This is a genomic window from Methylorubrum rhodesianum (assembly GCF_014199985.1).
Taxonomy (GTDB): domain Bacteria; phylum Pseudomonadota; class Alphaproteobacteria; order Rhizobiales; family Beijerinckiaceae; genus Methylobacterium; species Methylobacterium rhodesianum.
This window is the reverse complement of the sequence record NZ_JACHOS010000010.1, coordinates 157081-175968: the sequence shown is the minus strand read 5'-3', so window position 1 is coordinate 175968 and position 18888 is coordinate 157081. Positions and strand designations below refer to the sequence as shown.

Genomic DNA, 18888 nt, shown 5'->3' with positions numbered 1-18888 from the left:
CGAGGGTCTGCCTCAGCGCAGGTAGTTCACGAGGCTCATCTCGGAGAGGATCGAGGTCACCTTGTAGCTCGCCTGCAACTGCGTCTGCAGGCTTAGGAGCTTGGCCGCGACCTCTTCCGTCGACACCGTGTCGACACCGTCGAGGGATGCCTCGAGCGTTGCCTTGGTGGTGTTCGCCACCGATTTCGCGTTGGCCATGCTGCTGGCCGCGAGGCCGAAATCGGTGCCGAGCTGCTCCAGGCTTTGCTGGCCCTCGCTCGCGGTGAGCAGGCTCGCCGACCGGCTGGAGACCGCCTCGAAACGCGCGGTATCGACCGTGCCGGCGGACGTGGTGAAGCCTTCGGCCGCCATCGCGGCGATGCCGGCCAGCGTCCGGCGGATCGCCTCCTCGTTGGCTTGCGCGCCGATCTCCACCGTCCGGCTGGTGCCGGCCTGCACGGTCGCCGTGGCCCGGGGGTCGGCGGCGGTGTCGCCCTTGTACCAGATCACGGTCTTGGCGCTCGCGGTCTCGGCGTAGCCGTTGCCGTCGGCCGCGACACGTCGCGGGCTCAGGCCCTCGACGGGCGACCCCTCGAAGAAGTTGAGCGAGGCGCGCGCCGTCGAGCTCGCCGAGAGTCCGGTGTTGGCGGCCGCCGTCAGGGCGTTCTGGAGCGCCCGCGACAGGTTCGCGGTGGTGTCATCCGGCGTCGCGCCGATGGCGAAGGCCGCCGTGGAGGCGGGATCGGCGGTGGCGGCGGCCGTCAGGGTGATCGTCTTGGTCGTGCCGTCATGCAGGCCGAGCTTGAGCGTGATGGAGTCGCCGGCCGCGACCCCGTTGCCGACCGTGAAGGAGGTCGAGGCGGCCTGCCCGTTGGCGAAGGCGGCCGTCACCCCGGGAGGGTTCGCGCTCTGCACGCTGGCGATGTCGGCTCCGCCGAGCGCCCGCTTCAGGTTCGCCGCGGTCTCGGCCGTGGTGCTGCCGATGGAGAAGGCACCCGCCGCGTTCCCGGCCTCGCCTGCCCGCGCCGTCAGGTCGAGGGTCTTCTGACTGCCGTCGGCGAGCTGCACGACCACCCGCACCTGCGCACCGTCGACGGGCTGCTGCGCGAAGTTCAGGGAGACGTCCGGTTTTGCCCCGGGGATGAAGCTGGCGCCGAGGGTCGCGGCGTTCGAGCTCGACGCGGCCATGAGCGCGAAGCCGAAATTCGCCCGCGCCTCCGGGTTCGAATCCTCGAAAAGGCTGACCGTCCGTGTGCCGATGCCCTGGATCAGGCGTCCGTTCCCCGAGGGGCCGAGATCGGCCTTCTTCTGCTCGGCAATCAGCGCCTTGAGCCCGTCCAGGCCCTCCGCCGGGATGCCGTCCATCATGGCCTGCTGGGACACGACCGGTTGCGTGTCGGTGGCCCGCCCCGAGAAGACGTAGACCCCGCCCGCCTGCTGATTCAGGGCATCGACGGCCGCCGCGAGGTTGTTGGCGGCAAGCTGCACGGTGGTCGCCGGCAGGGTCTGGTTGCGGGAGGCGACGTTGCCGCTGAGATTGGATCGGGTGCTGTCGGAGAGCGACTTGAGCTGGGTCAGGCTGGCGCTCGTGAGCTTCACCCGGGTCTCGGCCGAGGTGATCGCCGCGAGATAGCCGTCCTGGGCGCTGATCGCCGCGTGGGCGCTGAGGCTGGTGGTGCGCGCCACGCCGAGGCCGCCATAGGTCTCGGCGGTGCGCCCCGTCGAGAGCTGCTGGGCCAGCCCGTCGAGCTGGTTCTTCATGCCGACGAGGCTCGCCGACTGGCGGTCGAAGCGATACGTGCCGGCGGCGAAGGCGGAAATGGTCATCGGCGGTTCCGCAGCTAGATCCTGAGCAGGGTATCGATCATGTCGCGGGCGGCGGTCAGCACGCGGGCGTTGGCGGCGTAGGCCTGCTGGAGCGCGATCAGATTCGACATCTCCTCGTCGATATTGACGCCGGAGGCGGAGGCGAAGCGCCCCTGCGCCGTCGAGAGGGCGATGCTCTGCCCCTCGTCGAGATCCTGCGCCGCCGCCGCCGCCGCCCCCTGCACCGAGATGACGCCCTGGACGAAGTCCGCGACGCTCGAACGTGTCGGCGCGTCGATGCCGCTGATGCCGCTCGACGAGGAGAACAGACGCTGCGTGCCCGTCAGCGCGCTGTAGAGGGCCTGGGGCCGGGTCCCGTCCCCGGTGCTCGATCCGGCGCCCGTCCCGGTGATGCCGACGAGGCTGCCGGCGCTGCCGACCACCGCGGGGTTCACGGCGATGCGCTGGGCGAAGCCGGTGAGCTGCGAGCCGCCGTCGAAGGAGCCGGTGTAGAGCGCGGCGGACGCGCCGTCGACGAAGAGCGGAATCTGCGTCGTGGAACCCTTGATGTCGCTCGACGAGGTCACTTGCGTGACGCTGGCGCTCGCGGCCACCAGGGTGGCGCCGCCGGTCGACAGGATCCGCATCGCCCCCGCCGCGCCCCCCGGGGCGCTCGACACGGAGTAGCCTCCCCCGAGGGCGGCGGCGATCGCGTCGCGGACCGTGGCGGGGTCGCGGCCCGGACCGGGCTGGGGGATGGTGAACGGGATCACAGTGGCGTTCGCGTCGTCGGTGTTCCCGGCCGGGATCGCCGGCGGCGGCGATTGATAGGACGGCACCAGGATGATGTTGCGTTGCGTCCCGCTCCCGTCCTGGACCGTCAGAGTGAGGGCATTGCCGGCCGAGAGTCCGGTCAGGTCGATGTCGAAGCCGCCCTTGGTGCCGTCGGTGGGAACCGTGCCGGTGGCGAGACGGTCGGACATCGCCCGCGACAGGCCCGCCGCGAGGTCGTCGAGCTGGCGCTGGGCCTGCGGCAGCACCGTGTCGCGCAGCTCGATCGCAGCGGCGATCGAGCCAGATCGGATCGCTCCGGAGGCGAGCAGGTCGATCTTGCCGCCGCCGGGCGTCGTCGCGACGATGGTGCCGACCCCGCTCTGCGACGGGTCGGGATCGTAGAGCGCATTGGCCGACAGCGTGCCGCGGCGATCGAAGCTGAGCGAGGCGGCGTCGGAGCGGTCGAGCAGGGTGACGCCGGAGCTCGTCAGCACGCTCACGCTGCCGTCGCTCTGTGTGACGGCGTTGATGTCGATGAGGCCCGAGAGGCTCGTGAGCGCTTGGTCGCGCTGGTCCTCGAGATCCGGGCGGCTCGGGTCGCCGGCCGATGCCGCGACGATGCGGGTGTTGAGCTTGGCCAATTGCGCGAGCAGGCTGTTCGCTTTCTCGGTGTCGATGTCGAGTTGCGTCTCCAGCCCCGAGCGCAGGGCCTGAACTCCGTTGGCGGCGCTGCCGATGCGTGTGGCGATGTCGTTGGCCGCGCTGAGCACCGTCGCCCGCGCGGCCGTCGAGGTCGGATTGGCCGCCAGCGTCTGAAGCGAGAGCGTGAAGCTGTTGAACACGCTGTCGAGCGCCGTGCTGTCGCCCGGGCGTCCGTAGAGCGTGTCGAGCTGCGAGCGCGTCTTGGACATCAGGGAGGTGTAGGAAGCGCCCGATGTTTCGGAGCGGAGCTGCTTGAGCGCCGCGGCGTCGAGGGCGCGCCCGATCGTGCCCGTGGCGACGCCCGCATTGCCCGTGCCGGAACTGACGGGCGAGAGCGTGCGCCGGACATATCCCGCCGTGCCGACATTGGCGATGTTCTGCGAGACGACCCCGATCTGGGCCTGCGTGACCCGCAGGCCGGCGGTGGCCGTGCTGAACGCGTCGAGAGCCAAGGCGTCTCTCCTCCCTCAGGGACCGGTCAGCGGATGACGTTCAAGAGGTCGGAAATCATCGTCTGCGCCGTGGACATGACTCGCGTGTTGGCAGAGTAGGCCTGCTGGGTAACGATCATCTTGGAAAATTCCGCAGCAATGTCGGTATTCGATTGCTCGACGTTCGCACCGACCACGGCCGAGTCCTTGAGCCCGATGATCGCCTCGCCCGAGGCGACGGTCTGCTGGTAGTTGCCCAGCGAATCCGGTTTCAGCCCGTCCGGATTGACGAACTGGGCCACTTCGATCCGGGCCAGCCCGATCACGGAACCGTTCGAGTACTTGCCGCTGATGATGCCGTTCTCGCCGACCTCGACGGAGTTCAGCGAACCCGAGGCGTAGCCGTTCTGCTTGAGGTCGTTGGTGGTCACCGTGCCGGAAGCGGCGGCGTATTGCGTCAGGCCGCCGCTGATATCGAGGCCGACCGAGCCGACGTTGACGCCGTCGACCGTGAGGTTGTTGATCGGGACCGTGCTTCCGGTCGGGGCGGTCAACTGCCCGCTGGCGCTGAAGGTGAAGGCCTGGCCCATATTGGACCAGCTCGTCTGGTTGCCGGCGACGCTGGTCTTGTCGGCGATGAACAGGTTCCAGGTGTCGCTGGTGCCGGTCGCCGCGTCGCCGGCGGCCACCTTCGCCCACCGGCTCTGGATGCTCACGGGGGAGCCGGAGGCGGTGTAGACGGTCAGCGCCGGGCCGGCGACGCTGTTGTCGATCAGGCTCTGGGCGTTGCTCTGGGACACGGTGCCCCCGGTCGCGCCGTTGGCCGGCGTCACCCGCGCGTCGGTACCGTCGCTGAAGGCGGAGAGCAGGCCCTTCGATGAGGCGGCCGTGGTGGTGGCGGGCGATTTCGGCAGGTTGGCCGAGTAGGTGATCGTCGTCGTCGGCTTGGCCGGGATGATCGCGTTGGAGATCTTGATCGCGCCGGTCCCGTTGGTCTGGCCCGTGACGGGGTCGAGGCTCGCGCCGACGAGGTAGGAGCCCGCACCGTTGACGAGGTAGCCGTCCTTGTCCGGAGCGAAGTCGCCGCGGCGGGTGTAGAGGTTGGCCGTGGAGAAGCTCTCGCTGCCGCCCGCGTCGGTGGTCTTCTTGCGCACCACGAAGAAGCCCTCGCCGTCCAGGGCCATGTTGGTCGAGACGCCGGTCGAGACCTTGTTGCCCTGGATCGAGTTGGTGAGCTCCGAGAAGGCGCCGACCGAACCCGCGGTCTGGTTCCTGGTGTTGCTGCTGTCGACGAGCATGTCGACGAAGCCCGTATCGATGCGCTTGTAGCCGGTCGTCTGCGAGTTCGCGATGTTGCCGGAAATGTTGCTCAGCGAGAAGGATTGCGCCTTCAGGCCCGAGACCGCGGTCTGAAGCGCGGAAAAGACGTCCATGGCGTTGACTCGCTCCACAAGGCCGCACGGGGCGGTGGATGCGGGGGCGCAATCGCCGTGCCAGGGTTAAGTTGCTGGAATTGTTGGGGTGGCTCCGCGCCGTCTCGGCAGATTTGGCTCATCTCGCCGGGCCGCGCGGCAGTTTCTGCCGGGTGCAAGCGTGTTTACGACCCGTTATCGCTACGGCCGCTAGGGTGGATGCTGAGCTTTCGCGTCGGACGGCATCCATGAAGAACAAGAGGACGAGCCTCGTCCACCTGATCTACTTCTCGCGCCTGACCATCTCGAACGAGCCGGCCCTGCGCGCGAAGCAGATCGGCGACATCACGCGTCAGGCTCAGAAGAAGAACGAATTCGCAGTGATCACGAGCTTCCTGATCATCGATCAGAATTTCGCGATCCAGGTCGTCGAGGGCGAGCGGCAATCGGTCAACGAAACGTTCCAGCGGATCGCCGCCGATTCCCGACATCGCGACGTCCAGATCGTCGAATGGCGCGAAATCGCCAAGCGCGAGTTCGTGAGTTCGTTCACTACGGTGAGCCGGACGGCCGCCAACGAGCCGCACTTCGCCAAATCCGGCCTTCTGCCGATGCTGCAGCGGGGAACGCCGAAGGGCAGCGCCATTCATGGGCTGGCCGTAACGCTTCAAGCCGAATCGATGGCCAAGCAGGGCATCGACCATCTGTTCGTTTGAGCGGGCGGGCCATCTCGGCCCGCCCTCCAGAGTTCCTGTTGAGACACGACCTCGGACGCCATGAGCGACACGCTTCCCATCCTCATCGTCGATGACCAGCCCAAGCTCCTGCGGCTGATCATCGAGTTGATGTCCCGCCTCGGCTTCCCCGACGTCGAGGGTGTGTCCGACGGCCCCGAGGCCCTCAAGCGCATGCGGGAGCGCCGCTACGCCCTGGTGATCTCCGATCTCGCCATGGAGCCGATGGATGGGCTTCAACTCCTGCGGGAGATCCGGGCGGACGACAGCCTGATGAACACGCCCTTCATCCTCACCGAGACCTCGTTCGATTTCGAGGACATCAACCACGCTCACGTCGCGGGGGCCGATGCGTTCATCCTCAAGCCGTTCGACATCAACCTCCTGAAGACGAAGCTGAAACAGGTGCTCAACCGCAAGCCGCGCCGCCGCGAGGCGCCGCTGCCGTCCGAGTCGACGCTGAGCCAGGAATTTCCGTTGCTCGGCAAGTTCTGACCGGCGCGATCACCGCTGTCCGAACGCCTCGGCCGCCCCGACACGGCAGTGTCGGGCTCCGTGATCTCTGCCCGCGTTTCCGCCCATGGTCGGGCCGCGCGGGGCGCGAGCACGGCCCGGATCCGCCGTCCCGAACGGTTCAACCGAATCCGCTCGGCGACGCATCCCGTGCCCGTTCCAGACACTTGGCTGACTCGCCAAATACCCGCGATCCCGAAGAAAAAACGATCTGTGGTTGGCATTCCGTGAGGCCCTCTTAACCCAAGCCGGGCATTCCTGCCGGCAGCGGAGAAGAAGGTCGGATCAGCGATGCAGGCGCGGGCCGTACATCAAGCAATCGCGAGCCGGCAGCCGGTCGTGCGAAGCGGCCGGGCAACGATTTGCGCAGCGGTGCTTCGAGCCGGCCTGTGGCTGTGCCTGATCGTGATCGGATCGCTCATCGGCGTGCTCGCGGCTTCGCTCCCCGCGGATCCGGCCGCGCGTGCTTTGCTCGTCGCGGGCGTCGGCGCCACGGCGCTCGCCCTCGTGCTCCTCGTCGTGTTCCGGCTGGCCCAGTGCCTGACCGCGGCGATGCGTCTGGCCGAGGAGGCAGCCGGGCGCATCGCCACGGATCCGATGCCGGCCGCCGCGGGCACGGGCTTCGCGGAGCTCGACGCCGTCCTTGCCAAGGCGGGCGCGGTGCGGGCCGATCGCGACGCTGCCGCCGAGGGGGCGAAGACGGCCGGCCTCGCCGTCCTGAAGCGCCGTGAGGAGGAGTTGAGCGATCGCATCGCCCGACTGAACGCGGCGCTCGACACCCTGTCACTGGGCTTTCTGCTCTACGACCGCGATCACCGTCTGCTGGTGGTCAACCGCCGCTATCACGAGATCTATCAACTGCCTCCCGGCGCGGTGACGCCCGGCATGCCGGCATCCGAGGTGCTGCGCAGGAACGTCCAGTCCGGCAATCTGCCGGATCGGAGCGAGTCCGAACAACTCGCCGAGATCGGTGCGCTGATCCGGTCGGACGCGGTGCCGACCCAAATCCAGCATCTCGCCGACGGCCGCGTCGTCGCCGTCGAGATCCGGCCGATCGACGGCGGCGGCTTCGTGGCGATCTACGAGGAGGCGACCGAGCGCTGGAACGCCGAGGCCCGCATCGCCCATATGGCTCGGCACGATGCCGTGACCGACCTTCCCAATCGCGTCCTGCTGCGCGAGCGGATCGACGGGGCGATCACTCAGGCACGGCGCGACACCGGTTTCGCCGTGCTCTGTCTCGACCTCGACAACTTCAAGCAGGTCAACGACACCCTCGGGCACGCGGTGGGCGACGAGTTGCTGCGGGCGGTGGCGCACCGCCTCAGGGCCTGCCTGCGCGAGGTCGATACCGTCGCCCGCCTCGGCGGCGACGAGTTTGCCGTCATCCAGGCCGGGGTCGGGGAACCGGCGGATGCCGCGACCCTGGCTCAGCGCATCCTCGACGTGGTGAGCGCTCCCTACGCGCTCACCCATCATTCCGTCATCGTCGGCGTCAGCATCGGCATCGCGCTCGCGCCCGGAGACGGGCTTGAGGCCGAGCGCCTGATGCAATGCGCCGACGTCGCCCTCTACCGGGCCAAGGGCGACGGGCGCGGCGTCTACCGGTTCTTCGAGGCGGAGATGGATGTTCGGCTCCAGGCCCGGCGGTCCCTCGAACTCGACCTGCGCGCCGCGTTCGAGGCGGAAGCGTTCGACCTGCACTACCAGCCGATCTACGACCTCGCGCAGGAGCGCATCTGCGGCTTCGAGGCACTGCTGCGCTGGACCCACCCGACCCGCGGACGGGTCTCGCCCGCCGAGTTCGTGCCGCTCGCCGAGGAGATCGGCCTCATCGTGCCCCTGGGCGAATGGGTGCTGCGCCGCGCCTGCCGCGAGGCCGTCGGCTGGCCCGAGGGCCTCAAGGTCGCGGTCAACGTCTCGGCGGCGCAGTTCACCTCGAGCGCGCTGATCGGAACGGTGAAGGCGGCCCTGGCCGAGAGCGGGCTGCCCGCCCGCCGTCTCGAGCTGGAGATCACCGAGAGCGTGCTGCTGGTGAACGGCAGCGCCACGGTTGCGATCCTGCACGGGCTGCGGGACCTCGGGGTCCGGATCGCCATGGACGATTTCGGCACCGGCTATTCCAGCCTGAGCTACCTGCGCAGCTTCCCCTTCGACAAGATGAAGGTCGACCAGTCTTTCACCCGCGACCTGACGGTGGAGCAGGGCTCAGACTTCATCGTGAGGGCCGTGGTCAGCCTCGCCGCCAGCCTCGGCATGACGACGACCGCCGAGGGCGTCGAGACGCCGGAGCAACTCGCTTGGCTGCGCGAGGAGGGGTGCGACGAGGTGCAGGGATACCTGTTCAGCCCGCCGGTGCCGGCGAGCGCACTTCCGGCCCTGCTCGACCTGTGGAACGGGCGCAAGCGCCGCGCCGCTTAAGGCGCGACCGCAGGGCCGTCCGGCTCCGTCCGGCGGCGCTTCAGGCCGCCGCGGAGGCCGGCGGCCGCTCACGCGACACCTTCGCCGCCGCCTCGCGCAACGTGCCGAGACCCGCCTCCGCGGCCATGCCGGCGGTGGCCAGGTGCCGGCGGTAGGCCCGCGCTCCGGGCCGTCCGTTGAACAGGCCCAGCATGTGCCGGGTATAGGCGTGGAGCCTGAGGCCCCGCTCGAGCCCCGCCGCGATGACCGGTTCGAACGCCTCGACCGCGGCGAAGGCATCGGCCACGGGCGCCGGCTCGCCGAACAGGTCGGGATCGACGTCGAGCAGCAGCGCCGGCTCGGTATAGGCGGCCCGACCGATCATCGCTCCGTCGACCTCGGCGAGCCTGGCCTTGGCGGCGGCGATGTCGGCGATCCCGCCGTTGATCGCGACCGGCAGATCGGGATGGGCCCGTTTCAAGCGGGCGACGCGGCCGTAATCGAGGGGCGGCACGTCCCGGTTCTCACGCGGCGAGAGACCCTTCAGCCACGCCTTGCGGGCATGCACGATGAGCCCGTCGACCCCCGCCGCGACGACGGCCGCGGCCAAAGCGTCGAGGGCTTCCTCGGTGTCCTGATCATCGACGCCCAGGCGGCACTTGACGGTGACGGGCACGGACACCGCCGCCTTCATGGCCGCCACGCACGCACCCACCAGATCCGGCTCGCGCATCAGGCAGGCGCCGAAGCGCCCCTCCTGCACCCGGTCGGAGGGGCAGCCGACATTGAGGTTGATCTCGGCGTAGCCGAAATCGGCCGCGATCCGTGCCGCGGCCGCGAGGTCGTTCGGATCGGAGCCGCCGAGCTGAACCGCGACCGGGTGCTCGCCGGCATCGAAGCCGAGCAGCCGGTCGCGGTCGCCGTGCAGGACGGCGCCGGTCGTCACCATCTCGGTATAGAGGCGGGTCCGGCGCGAAAGGGTTCGGTGGAACGCCCGGCACTGCCGGTCGGTCCAATCCATCATCGGGGCCACGCTGAGGCGCCACCCGCTGAGAGCGTCCAGTTTTTCGGCCGGCGTCGACACGTGCGCCCTGTTCGTTGCGATACGGGTTCGCCCCGGACCGTCCAGCAGGACCGATGCACGGGACGGATTGATCGGGCGCACAATCCGACCCGAGACGCCGGCGGCCGGGTTCCCGAACGCCGACGCAGCGGGGTTCCGACGCGCCGTGAGCCGGAAGCCGTCTGTCGGGACATTGTGCGCGATGAGCGTCCCGATATCACGCCTCGCCGGGGCCCGGAAGAGGAGGCGGCGTGAGGCAAGGCGTCGTGACGGCTTCGGGAGGCGCGCTCGGTTGCTGCCAACCCGATCCCCGGACACCGCAAGATCCGGCCCCCCGCGGGGATCGGCCCGATTGAGTAGGAGAGCGATCCGGCCCGTCGCGCTTCGACGCCGGGCGCACAGGGGGAACGGCTACGACGCGGCCGGGGGCGGCATTTCGTGAAGCCGAAGGAAGGCCGCCGCGAAAGCCTCGGCGGTCTCCTTGGTCAGGTCGGTGACGACGAGACCTTGCGCGGTGACGGCCCAGAGGCCGTCTTCGTTCTGGAAGACGCTGATCGCCGTCACGGCCGGTCCCCCCGAATGGGCTCGCCCGGTCAACGATCCCGCTGCGCGGCGTGTTCCACTTCGGTGCGCCGCGCAGCGGCCCTCATCGACCCGCGAGCCGAGCCTCGAACTTCGTCGGCCCTCGGCGGTGCCCGGAAGGCTCAGTGCTTGTGGCCGTGGCCATGCTCGTGGTTGTGCCCATGATCGTGCCCATGGGCGTGCTTGTGGCCATGCCCGTGATCGTGCCCGTGATCATGCGCGTGGCTATGATCGTGGCCGCAGCTTCCGTGAGCGTGGTCGTGATCATGCGCATGATCATGACCGTGGTCGTGATGCGCGTGGGCTTCGTGACCGTGGCCATGGTGATGATGGTCATGGCCGCACTGGCTATGATCGTGGGCCGCCTTCTCCGGCTTGAACGCACGGTTGACCGGATTCGCCGCGCAGCCGGCGCCGCGGACCAGTTCGGCGGCGCGGGCCGGAACGTAGAGAACGTCCGCGCCGACTTCCGCGGGAACGTGCTCGCCGCCAAGCTGCCAGGCGAGGCGCAGCAGACGGGCCGGATTGCCGGCGCGGACTTCCAGCAGCGCTTCCTCGGCGGCGCGCACGCCGACGAGGCGTCCATCCTCGAGCTTCAACGCATCGCCGTCCTCCAGGCCCGCGGCGCGGTCCAGGGCAAGATCGATCGAGAGCCCGCCCGCCGTGGTCAGATGCGCCCGCGCCAGACCCCGTGCGGCGTGGTCGAGGGTCACCGTATCGACGACGAGATCGGTCCGGACGGCGGCCTTGCGGACGATCAGGCTGGCTTTGGGCATGGTGATCCTCGGTCATGAGCCCGTCGGCAGCAGGCCGGATCCGGGCGATTTTGCAACAGGCGCGGTCTCAGATGGCAGGCGCAGGGCGAAAAGTCATGCGCCGATGCAACCCGCCCCAATCTTGGCCGTTTCATGTGCCGTCGGTGGCAGCCGGTGACAAATCAAGGCCAAAACGGTGCCCCGCGCCGGCAACAGGCCCGATCGCCGATGCACAAGGGAGTTCGGACCACCATGAAGAGACTCATTGCCGCCGCCCTCGCGGGCAGCCTCGCGCTCTCGCTCGGTGCCTGCAACACGCCTCAGGATCGGGCGCTGGGCGGTGCTGCTCTCGGCGCGGGCCTCGGCGCCGCGGTCGGTGGCCTCGCCACGGGACGTGCCGGCGGCGCGCTCGCCGGTGCGGCGATCGGCGGCGCGGGCGGGGCGATCGCCGGGGCCGCCACGGCGCCGCGCTGCCCCTACGGCACCTTCCGCGACGAGTACGGCAACGTCTACTGCCGCTGATCGCGACGCGCTCCTTACGGAAAGGGCCGGGGCTTGCTGCCCCGGCCCTTTCCTTTTGCGGTCGGTTAAAGCACGGGGCTTGCGCTGCGGTACGGTTTGCGGCGTTAAGCCGTCACCAACGCCCTCGCCGCATGACCTCGGAAGCCTCCTTGCCCGTCCCGGATCCCTCGCGTTCCCGTCTTACTCCTGCCGGCGGCGCCCGATGAGCACCGGGCTGTGGGGCAAGATCGGCGGGGCCGGAATCGGCGTGCTGGTCGGTGGGCCGATCGGGGCGCTGGTGGGCAGCGTCGCCGGCCATTTCCTCATCGATCGCGAGGGCGCGCCCTTCGGGCCGACGCCGCGGGACGTGGTGTTCACGACCGGGCTCGTGGCACTCGCGGCCAAGATGGCGAAATCCGACGGCGTGGTGACCGATTCCGAGATCCAGGCGTTCGGGCGCGTGGTGCAGGTCGAGCCCGAGGCGCGCGCGGGCGTGCAGCGCCTGTTCGATCTCGCCAAGGCGACGACCGACGGCTTCGAGGCTTATGCCGGGCAGCTCGCCTCGGCCTTCGGCGAGGAGCCCGCCCTGCTCGAGGACGTGCTGGACGGCTTGTTCCACATCGCCACCGCCGATGGGGCGATCCACGAGGGCGAGGCGCGCTACCTGCGCTCCGTCGCCGACATCTTCGGCTTCGACGAGGCCGCCTTCCGCCGGATCGCCGCGCGGCATGTGCGGCTCGCCGACGACCCTTACCTCGTGCTCGGGCTCGAACGCTCTGCCGACCCGGCAGCCCTCAAGGCGCAGTATCGGCGGCTGGTGGCCGAGAACCACCCCGACCGCGCGCTCGCCCGCGGCCTGCCGCCGGAGGCGGTGGCGATCGCCACGCACCGGCTCGCCGCCATCAACGCCGCGTGGGACCGGATCGCGGCCGAGCGGGGATTGACGTGAGCTTCACCGCCGACAGCGCGCTCGTGCAGGCCGTGCTCGCCTCGCCCAATCGCGGCGCGCGGGTCGGCGACGCCCTCGACATGCTGATCCTTCACTATACCGGCATGCCGACCGCGCAGGGGGCGCTGGAGCGCCTGCGCGATCCTGCCGCCGAGGTCTCGGCCCATTACTTCGTGTTCGAGGACGGGCGCATCGTGCAGATGGTGGCCGAGGCCGACCGGGCTTGGCATGCGGGGGCCGGGGCCTGGGCGGGGGCGCGCGACATCAACTCGCGCTCCATCGGCATCGAGATCGCCCATCCCGGCCATGCCGGCGGCCTCCCACCCTATCCGGAGGCGCAGATCGAGGCTCTGGCCCGGCTCGCGGGCGACATCGTGGTCCGGCGCGCGATCCCGGCGCACCGCGTCCTCGCCCATTCCGACGTGGCACCCGCCCGCAAGGAGGATCCGGGCGAGAACTTCCCCTGGGAACGGTTGGCGCGCGACGGCGTCGGGCACTGGGTCGCGCCGGCGGCCATGCGCGACGGGCGCTTCCTCGCCATGGGTGATACCGGCCAGCCCGTCGAGGCCCTGCAGGCGATGCTCGCCCTCTACGGCTATGACCAGCCGGTCACCGGACACTTCGACGAGACGATGCGCGCGGTGGTCACCGCTTTTCAGCGCCACTTCCGGCCGGCCCGCATCGATGGCGTGGCGGACGCCTCCACCATCACGACCCTGCGCGACCTGATCGCCGCGCGGCCTGCCTGAGCTCGGACCGACCGCGGCTCGCCGGGAAATTTCGGAAAGATTATCGGCCTCCCGGCGTTTCGTCGCCACCGTCTTCGCACGGCCGCGCGTCGGATCCCGCTCGTCTTCAATGTTCGTATTCCACTGGATCGTCGGTGTCCTGGTCGGCGCAGTTCTGCTTGCCGGCCTGGCGCGGCGCCTGCGCGCGCCGTACCCCGCCTTCCTGGCGCTGGGTGGGGTCGCTCTCGCCTTCATCCCCGGCGTGCCGAGCCTCAGTCTCGATCCCGAACTGGCGCTCGCCCTGTTCCTCGCGCCCGTGCTGATGGATGCGGGCTACAGCACCTCGCTGCGCGACCTCGTGCGCAACGCCCGCCCCATCGCCGGACTCGCCGTCGGGGCAGTGGCGGCCACGACCGCGGCGGTCGCGGCGGTTGCGCTCTGGCTCGTCCCGGACATGCCGCTCGCGGCCGCCATCGTCCTCGGCGCGGTCGTGGCTCCGCCCGACGCGGTGGCCGCTCTCTCGGTGCTCGGTCACGTCTCGCTGCCGCACCGCCTCGCCACGATCCTGCGGGGCGAAAGCCTGCTCAACGACGCCGCCTCGCTGATGATCTACCGGCTCGGCGTGGCCGCCGCGGTGACCGGCTCCTTTTCCGTCTCCGAGGTGGCGCCGGCCTTCGCGATCGGCGTCCTCGGCAGCCTCTTGGCGGGACCGCTCGCGGCGCTCGTCTACTTGCGGATCCTGCGCCACGTCGAAGAGCCGATGAGCGTGATCGTGCTGCAGTTCTCGGCCGCCTTCGGCCTCTGGATGGCCGCCGAGGCGCTGGAACTGTCCGGCGTGCTGACCGTGGTGACCTTCGCGATCACCGTGGCCCGCCGCGCGCCCGGCCAGACATCGCCGCGCCTGCGGGTGATTTCGAACGCGGTCTGGGACACGGCGATCTTCGTGCTCAACGTTCTCGCCTTCGTGCTGATCGGCGAGCAGATCGGGCCGATCCTCGCGCGGATGACGCCCGAGCAGGAATTCGCCTACGCCTCGGTCGCGGGGGCCGTGGTCGTGACCGTGATCCTCGTTCGCATCGCCTGGGTGCTGCCGGCAAGTGCCATCCGCCGCGTCGGCTTCGGCACCGGTTCCCCTCATCCGGATGACCTGCGCCAGGACCGCGATCTCGGTCTCGGCGCGGGCTTTGCCGTCTCGTGGTCGGGGATGCGCGGCCTCGTCACCATCGCCACCGCCCTGGCCCTTCCCGAGGGCGGCCCCGGCGGGGGCGGGTTTCCCTACCGCGACCTGATCGTGCTCACCGCCTTCTGCGTCGTGATCGGAACGCTCGTGGTCCAGGGCCTGACCCTGCGCCCGATCCTCGCGCGGCTCGGCCTGGAGGATTCCGATCCCGTCGGCCGCGAGGTGGGCCGGGCTCGGGCCGAGGCCTACGGGGCGGCGGTCGAGGCTTTGAGCGACGACCGCACGGAGGCGGCAGACGCCCTGCGCCGGGAGTTCCACGCCGCCCTGGCCAAAGCGGAGGCGCATGAGGAAGGTCTCGCCCCAGAGGGATTGCCGACCGACGCGCCGCGCCGCCGCGCGATCCGTGCCGCCCGCGACCGCCTCCTCACACTGCGCCGGAGCAGCCGGATCGGCGACGATGCCTATTTCGTGCTGGAGGAGGAGCTCGACTGGGCGGAGCTCAATGCGACGCCACGAGGCGAGGCCTGACCGGTACGCTGCGGCCGGTGGAGATATGCGTTACTGACGTTCACAGAACGGCAAAATCCGATGATTTCGCGCAATGCAGCAGTGCTCGAACTGCGGTATGAAATCCATTGGAGCGTTATCAATCTCAAATTGCGCAATTTCTCCCGTGAGTAGTCTGCTGCCGCCCGTGATTGCAATCTTGTCGGCAAGTTCATATTGATAGGGCGGTTCATGAGACTGAATTCCGATGGCGTTCTCCGGCCGCACTGAGTGAATGTCTCCAAAGAACTGTGTATGATCGGTCGATCCAGTCGTGAATTCTGGACAAAGTTTCTGAAGACGCGTTAAAGGTCGCGAACTCGGAACGGCGATGACAGAGAACCGCTGTCGGGAACGGGCCGGGACAGCCAGCCCCTCGCGCATCATGCCATGGCCCCTGTCCAGCGGCCTATTCGCGATCCTTCATGTCGTCCCGCTGCCCGCTTAGGCGGACAGGCCGTGGTCAGGTCCGATGTTGAAAGCCATGTTCGAGCCGTCAGCCCCGTGTCCGCAACTGCTGGAGCGATCCGATGCGGGCGTTGCCCGAGCGGCCGGTTGCCCCTTCCGGGATCGGTCGTGCTGATGGTCGCGAGCGCAGTCTGCCTTGTCACCGGTGTCGGGCTGGCCGCCCAGGCGCACCGCTTCGGCGCGCGCTCGACGCACGCGGAATCCCTGGCCGGTGTCCTCTTGATCCTCGGCCTCGCCATGATCGGCTTCGGATTGCCGGTGTTTCGATGACGGCTCGTCGTGGAGAATAGGTCTGCCCGAGGCGCCGTCTTCATGACGCCCGTCATGCCCGGTCCGGGCGATCCCTTCGGATCGGTGGAACCGAGCCTCGCTCAGCCCAGTGCAGGGTTGCGGATTTGGGGTCGGCTGCGATCGGACAGCGACCATATCGAGTCAGCGTCACCGGCCGCCACGGGCAGCGAGCCGCGCTTCGATCGCATCCCACACCGAAACCGCGAGATCGGGGCCGCCGAGCCGCTTGATGGTGCGGATGCCGGTGGGCGAGGTCACGTTGATCTCGGTGAGGTGCCCGTCGATCACGTCGATGCCGACGAGGATCAGGCCGCGGCGTCGCAGTTCCGGGCCGATGGTCGCACAGATCTCGCGCTCGCGCTCGGTCAGCTCGGAGGCGCCGGCCGCACCGCCGCGGACCATGTTGGAGCGGATGTCGCCCTTGGCCGGCACGCGGTTGATCGCTCCCATCGGCTCGCCGTCGACGAGGATGATGCGCTTGTCACCCTCCGTGATCTTTTCCAGGAAGCGCTGCACCACCCATTGTTCGCGGAAGGTGGCGGAGAACAGGTCGAACATCGACCCGAAGTTCGGATCCTCCTCCGAGACCCGGAAAACCGCTGCGCCGCCATGCCCATGCAGCGGCTTCATCGCGACGGTGCCGTGCTCCCTGCGGAACGCCTCGATCTCGGCGCGGTCGCGGGAGATCAGGGTCGGCGGCATCAATTCCGGGAAATCGAGGACGAACAGCTTTTCCGGCGCATTCCGGACCTCGGCCGGATCGTTGACCACCAGGGTGCGCGCGGCGACCTTCTCCAGCATGTGGGTGGCCGTGACGTAGGCCATGTCGAATGGCGGATCCTGGCGCATCAGCACCACGTCGACCTGCGCGAGGTCGATGCGCTCCGGGCTTCCGAGGCTCGCATGCGCGCCCTCGACATCCTGGACCGTCACCGGCTGAGCGTAGGCCGTCACCAGACGGCCCTGCATCGAGAGACGGTCCGGCGTGTAGGTGTACAGGGCGTGGCCCCGGGCCTGCGCCTCCAGCATGAGGGCGAAGGTCGTGTCGCCCGCGATTCGGATCGACTGGATCGGGTCCATCTGGACCGCGACGGTCAACGCCATGCTCATCCCCGGATTGCTGCGCGTTCCGCCGAAACGGCGGGCTCGCGGAGAGCCCGCTTCGCTCCGATCCCGGATCGCTGAGTGTCCTCTGCCTCAGCGCTGGCCGCGGGGCTGCGAGGCTCCCCCGGTCCGGCGGTCGTAGTCGCTGATCGCGGCCTTGCATTCGGGCGAGAGGCGAGGGCGGTTGCGGGTCATGCAGGCATCGGCATCGGAGCTGTTCGGATCGACGCCCGCGCAGAGCCGGAAATAATCATTGGCGCAGCCGAGCTGAAGTCCCTGGTCCTCGCGCTGAGCCTGAGCCGGGCTCGCGGCGACCAGCGCCAGCAGCGCGAGGGGAGCCAGTCTCAGAGCCGCGGACACGCCGCGCACCGGCCTGCCAAATCGTGAGAAGTCCGGACGCATCCTGTCTTGTCCTTCGCTCGATCCAAATTGGGTTGGCACCGCATATCGGGCATCCCCCCTCGTTAGCAAGCGCAGCACGCCGCCGTTGCCGTGCACGTTTTGTGCGCATTCCCAGCGCGTGCACACGCGTGGAGTGGGCTCTGGAAGGAGACCGCGGGGCGCGAAAAGAAAGGGCCCCGCAGCGGGATCCGCGCGGGGCCGAAGTCGAGGGAGGAAACGCCCGCCATGGGCGAAGTCGGCATCGCAAGGACCGTGCCGATGACGTCACAGATCCGGCTGAGGGCGCCAGCGAATGCGCGCGAGGAAGGAATGGGGCGTGCGCTGAAACACTCCGTTAACCACGTCGTGCTGAGCTTTGCCGAGATCGCCCGGCCGGGGCGGGCCCGTCCCGCCCACGAGGAGCGCCCGCCCGACCCCGCCAATCCGTTCCGGTAGGCGACGGGCGGGAGCCGGCCGCCACACACATCGACGGGACAGGTCCATGCCCTTTTCAGAGACGTTCTCGCCCGCCCGATCCGCGAAACCCACCCGCCGCGAGCGCGGTGCGACGGCCTCGGTGGTTCCGTTCGTCCCCGTTACGACCCGGCGCTTCCGCCGTGAGGCGGACGATGCGCCGCTCGGTCAGATCCTGCTGTTCACGGGGGTGCGCTACGAGAGGATGCCGGAGGCCGAGGCCCTGCCGGTTCCGCGCCGCCGCCGCTCGTGACACCCGCCGGCTCGCGATCCTTCGTCCCGTTTCGCGCCGGCCTGCTGCTGGCGCCGCTGCTGCTGGGCGCCTGCGCGCAGGAGGGTGATTTCGGCCGACCGGCGCCCAGCGCCTGGAACCGGCTGATCGAGTCCACGGGGACTCTGGCGGCCCGCGAGCGCGGCGCGCCGGCCTCGGTCTTCCCGCTCACCGACGACGAGGTGGCGCTGCGCGACCGCGCCTGGCGTTTCCTGATGCCCGCCGACAACCGGGCCGCGTTCGAGGATGCGCTCGCCAACCTGACCCGGGCCCGCGTCTTGCCCCCGCGCTGGCGGCATGACGACATTCCCGCCTATCACGCTGATTTGATCTCGGAAGCGTTTCGCTCCCCTGTCTCTCGCTACCGCCGGTTGTCCGACGACGCGATCGCCGATGGTCGGTTGATCCCGCCCTTCGTGGCTGTCGCCGGGCGCGTCTTCGAGGCCGATGCAGTGCGGCTGCGCGCCTTGCCCTTCTCCGAGAGCCTCGACGGATGGGACGTGCGACAGGCCGCGATGCGCGTTGCTGAGAACCGCTGCCTCGTCGCCTGGACCCATCTGGAGGCATCCCTGCGGATTGCCCGCTACCGATACGCGCTCGAGCATTTTCTGGTCGAGATGCCTGCTCGCGAGGCCGCTTCCGCGGAGCAGGCCGTCGCGTTCCTCGAGGGGCGGCGGCCGCTTCTCGACCCGCTGCTGCCGCCGGACGCGGCTGCCCGCTGCGGCCTTGTCGAGCCGCCGGTCCTGGCCGCGCCGGCCGTGGTCAAGCCGGTCGTGGCCAAGCCGGTCGTGGCCAAGCCGGTCGTGGCCAAGTATTAGCCTCGCTTCGAATTCGGCAGGCCCAT

At 69.4% G+C, this 18888-nt stretch carries 19 protein-coding genes; 11 read left to right on the top strand and 8 right to left on the bottom strand.

Features of this window, described 5'->3' with window-relative positions:
- Positions 1 to 12: 12 nt before the first annotated feature.
- Genes HNR01_RS16125 through HNR01_RS16115 form a run of 3 tightly spaced genes read right to left on the bottom strand, consistent with a single transcriptional unit; the run spans position 13 to position 5125 of the window.
- Entirely contained in the window at positions 13 to 1806 is a 1794-nt protein-coding gene (locus HNR01_RS16125; RefSeq protein ID WP_183668604.1) for a flagellin, read from the bottom strand.
- Between the two features lie 14 nt (positions 1807 to 1820).
- Entirely contained in the window at positions 1821 to 3713 is a 1893-nt protein-coding gene (flgK, locus tag HNR01_RS16120; protein ID WP_183668602.1) for a flagellar hook-associated protein FlgK, read from the bottom strand.
- Between the two features lie 26 nt (positions 3714 to 3739).
- A complete protein-coding gene (locus tag HNR01_RS16115; RefSeq protein WP_017487135.1) occupies positions 3740 to 5125 on the bottom strand; it encodes a flagellar hook protein FlgE in 1386 nt (461 codons plus the stop codon).
- 227 nt (positions 5126 to 5352) lie between these two features.
- On the opposite strand from HNR01_RS16115, the gene HNR01_RS16110 reads away from it, so the two are divergent.
- The 3 genes from HNR01_RS16110 (at position 5353) to HNR01_RS16100 (ending at position 8772) form a co-directional block, all read left to right on the top strand.
- Positions 5353 to 5820, top strand: coding sequence for a BLUF domain-containing protein (locus tag HNR01_RS16110; protein WP_017487136.1), 468 nt, complete (start codon positions 5353 to 5355; stop codon positions 5818 to 5820).
- A gap of 60 nt (positions 5821 to 5880) precedes the next feature.
- Positions 5881 to 6333, top strand: coding sequence for a response regulator (locus HNR01_RS16105; RefSeq protein WP_017487137.1), 453 nt, complete (start codon positions 5881 to 5883; stop codon positions 6331 to 6333).
- Between the two features lie 390 nt (positions 6334 to 6723).
- Complete coding sequence (locus HNR01_RS16100) at positions 6724 to 8772, top strand: putative bifunctional diguanylate cyclase/phosphodiesterase (protein ID WP_375373200.1); 2049 nt, start codon at positions 6724 to 6726, stop codon at positions 8770 to 8772.
- A 40-nt stretch (positions 8773 to 8812) separates the two neighbouring features.
- Here the strand turns inward: HNR01_RS16100 and dusA are convergent, their stop codons facing one another.
- The 3 genes from dusA to HNR01_RS16085 form a co-directional block, all read right to left on the bottom strand.
- Complete coding sequence (dusA, locus tag HNR01_RS16095; RefSeq protein ID WP_183668598.1) at positions 8813 to 9835, bottom strand: tRNA dihydrouridine(20/20a) synthase DusA; 1023 nt, start codon at positions 9833 to 9835, stop codon at positions 8813 to 8815.
- 390 nt (positions 9836 to 10225) lie between these two features.
- On the bottom strand, positions 10226 to 10378 hold the full coding sequence (locus HNR01_RS16090; RefSeq protein ID WP_017487140.1) for a hypothetical protein: 153 nt from the start codon (positions 10376 to 10378) through the stop codon (positions 10226 to 10228).
- A 140-nt stretch (positions 10379 to 10518) separates the two neighbouring features.
- A complete protein-coding gene (locus tag HNR01_RS16085; protein WP_183668596.1) occupies positions 10519 to 11172 on the bottom strand; it encodes an urease accessory protein UreE in 654 nt (217 codons plus the stop codon).
- A 231-nt stretch (positions 11173 to 11403) separates the two neighbouring features.
- On the opposite strand from HNR01_RS16085, the gene HNR01_RS16080 reads away from it, so the two are divergent.
- From HNR01_RS16080 to HNR01_RS16060, 5 genes are all read left to right on the top strand, one after another.
- Positions 11404 to 11673 carry a YMGG-like glycine zipper-containing protein gene (locus tag HNR01_RS16080; RefSeq protein ID WP_012252649.1) on the top strand — a complete coding sequence of 90 codons (270 nt, stop codon included), beginning with the start codon at positions 11404 to 11406 and terminating at the stop codon, positions 11671 to 11673.
- 202 nt (positions 11674 to 11875) lie between these two features.
- A complete protein-coding gene (locus tag HNR01_RS16075; RefSeq protein ID WP_017487142.1) occupies positions 11876 to 12601 on the top strand; it encodes a TerB family tellurite resistance protein in 726 nt (241 codons plus the stop codon).
- Entirely contained in the window at positions 12598 to 13350 is a 753-nt protein-coding gene (locus tag HNR01_RS16070; protein WP_183668594.1) for an N-acetylmuramoyl-L-alanine amidase, read from the top strand. The genes HNR01_RS16075 and HNR01_RS16070 overlap by 4 nt, the downstream gene beginning before the upstream one ends.
- Before the next feature lie 109 nt (positions 13351 to 13459).
- Positions 13460 to 15037, top strand: a complete 1578-nt coding sequence (locus HNR01_RS16065) for a cation:proton antiporter (RefSeq protein ID WP_183668592.1) — start codon at positions 13460 to 13462, stop codon at positions 15035 to 15037.
- 594 nt (positions 15038 to 15631) lie between these two features.
- On the top strand, positions 15632 to 15793 hold the full coding sequence (locus HNR01_RS16060) for a hypothetical protein (RefSeq protein ID WP_183668669.1): 162 nt from the start codon (positions 15632 to 15634) through the stop codon (positions 15791 to 15793).
- Between the two features lie 168 nt (positions 15794 to 15961).
- Here the strand turns inward: HNR01_RS16060 and gshB are convergent, their stop codons facing one another.
- Both gshB and HNR01_RS16050 read right to left on the bottom strand, forming a co-directional pair.
- Positions 15962 to 16918: a glutathione synthase gene (gshB, locus tag HNR01_RS16055; protein ID WP_153874184.1), complete on the bottom strand. Its 957-nt coding sequence runs from the start codon at positions 16916 to 16918 to the stop codon at positions 15962 to 15964.
- A 93-nt stretch (positions 16919 to 17011) separates the two neighbouring features.
- Positions 17012 to 17320: a hypothetical protein gene (locus tag HNR01_RS16050; RefSeq protein ID WP_026105941.1), complete on the bottom strand. Its 309-nt coding sequence runs from the start codon at positions 17318 to 17320 to the stop codon at positions 17012 to 17014.
- 225 nt (positions 17321 to 17545) lie between these two features.
- On the opposite strand from HNR01_RS16050, the gene HNR01_RS16045 reads away from it, so the two are divergent.
- From HNR01_RS16045 to HNR01_RS16035, 3 genes are read left to right on the top strand one after another with little or no spacing between them, the layout of a single operon-like run.
- Positions 17546 to 17755, top strand: coding sequence for a hypothetical protein (locus tag HNR01_RS16045; RefSeq protein WP_183668590.1), 210 nt, complete (start codon positions 17546 to 17548; stop codon positions 17753 to 17755).
- 46 nt (positions 17756 to 17801) lie between these two features.
- Positions 17802 to 18026: a hypothetical protein gene (locus tag HNR01_RS16040; protein WP_153874182.1), complete on the top strand. Its 225-nt coding sequence runs from the start codon at positions 17802 to 17804 to the stop codon at positions 18024 to 18026.
- The gene (locus tag HNR01_RS16035; protein WP_183668589.1) at positions 18023 to 18862 is read left to right on the top strand and encodes a hypothetical protein; all 840 of its coding nucleotides are present in this window, start codon (positions 18023 to 18025) and stop codon (positions 18860 to 18862) included. The genes HNR01_RS16040 and HNR01_RS16035 overlap by 4 nt, the downstream gene beginning before the upstream one ends.
- Positions 18863 to 18888 lie beyond the last annotated feature (26 nt).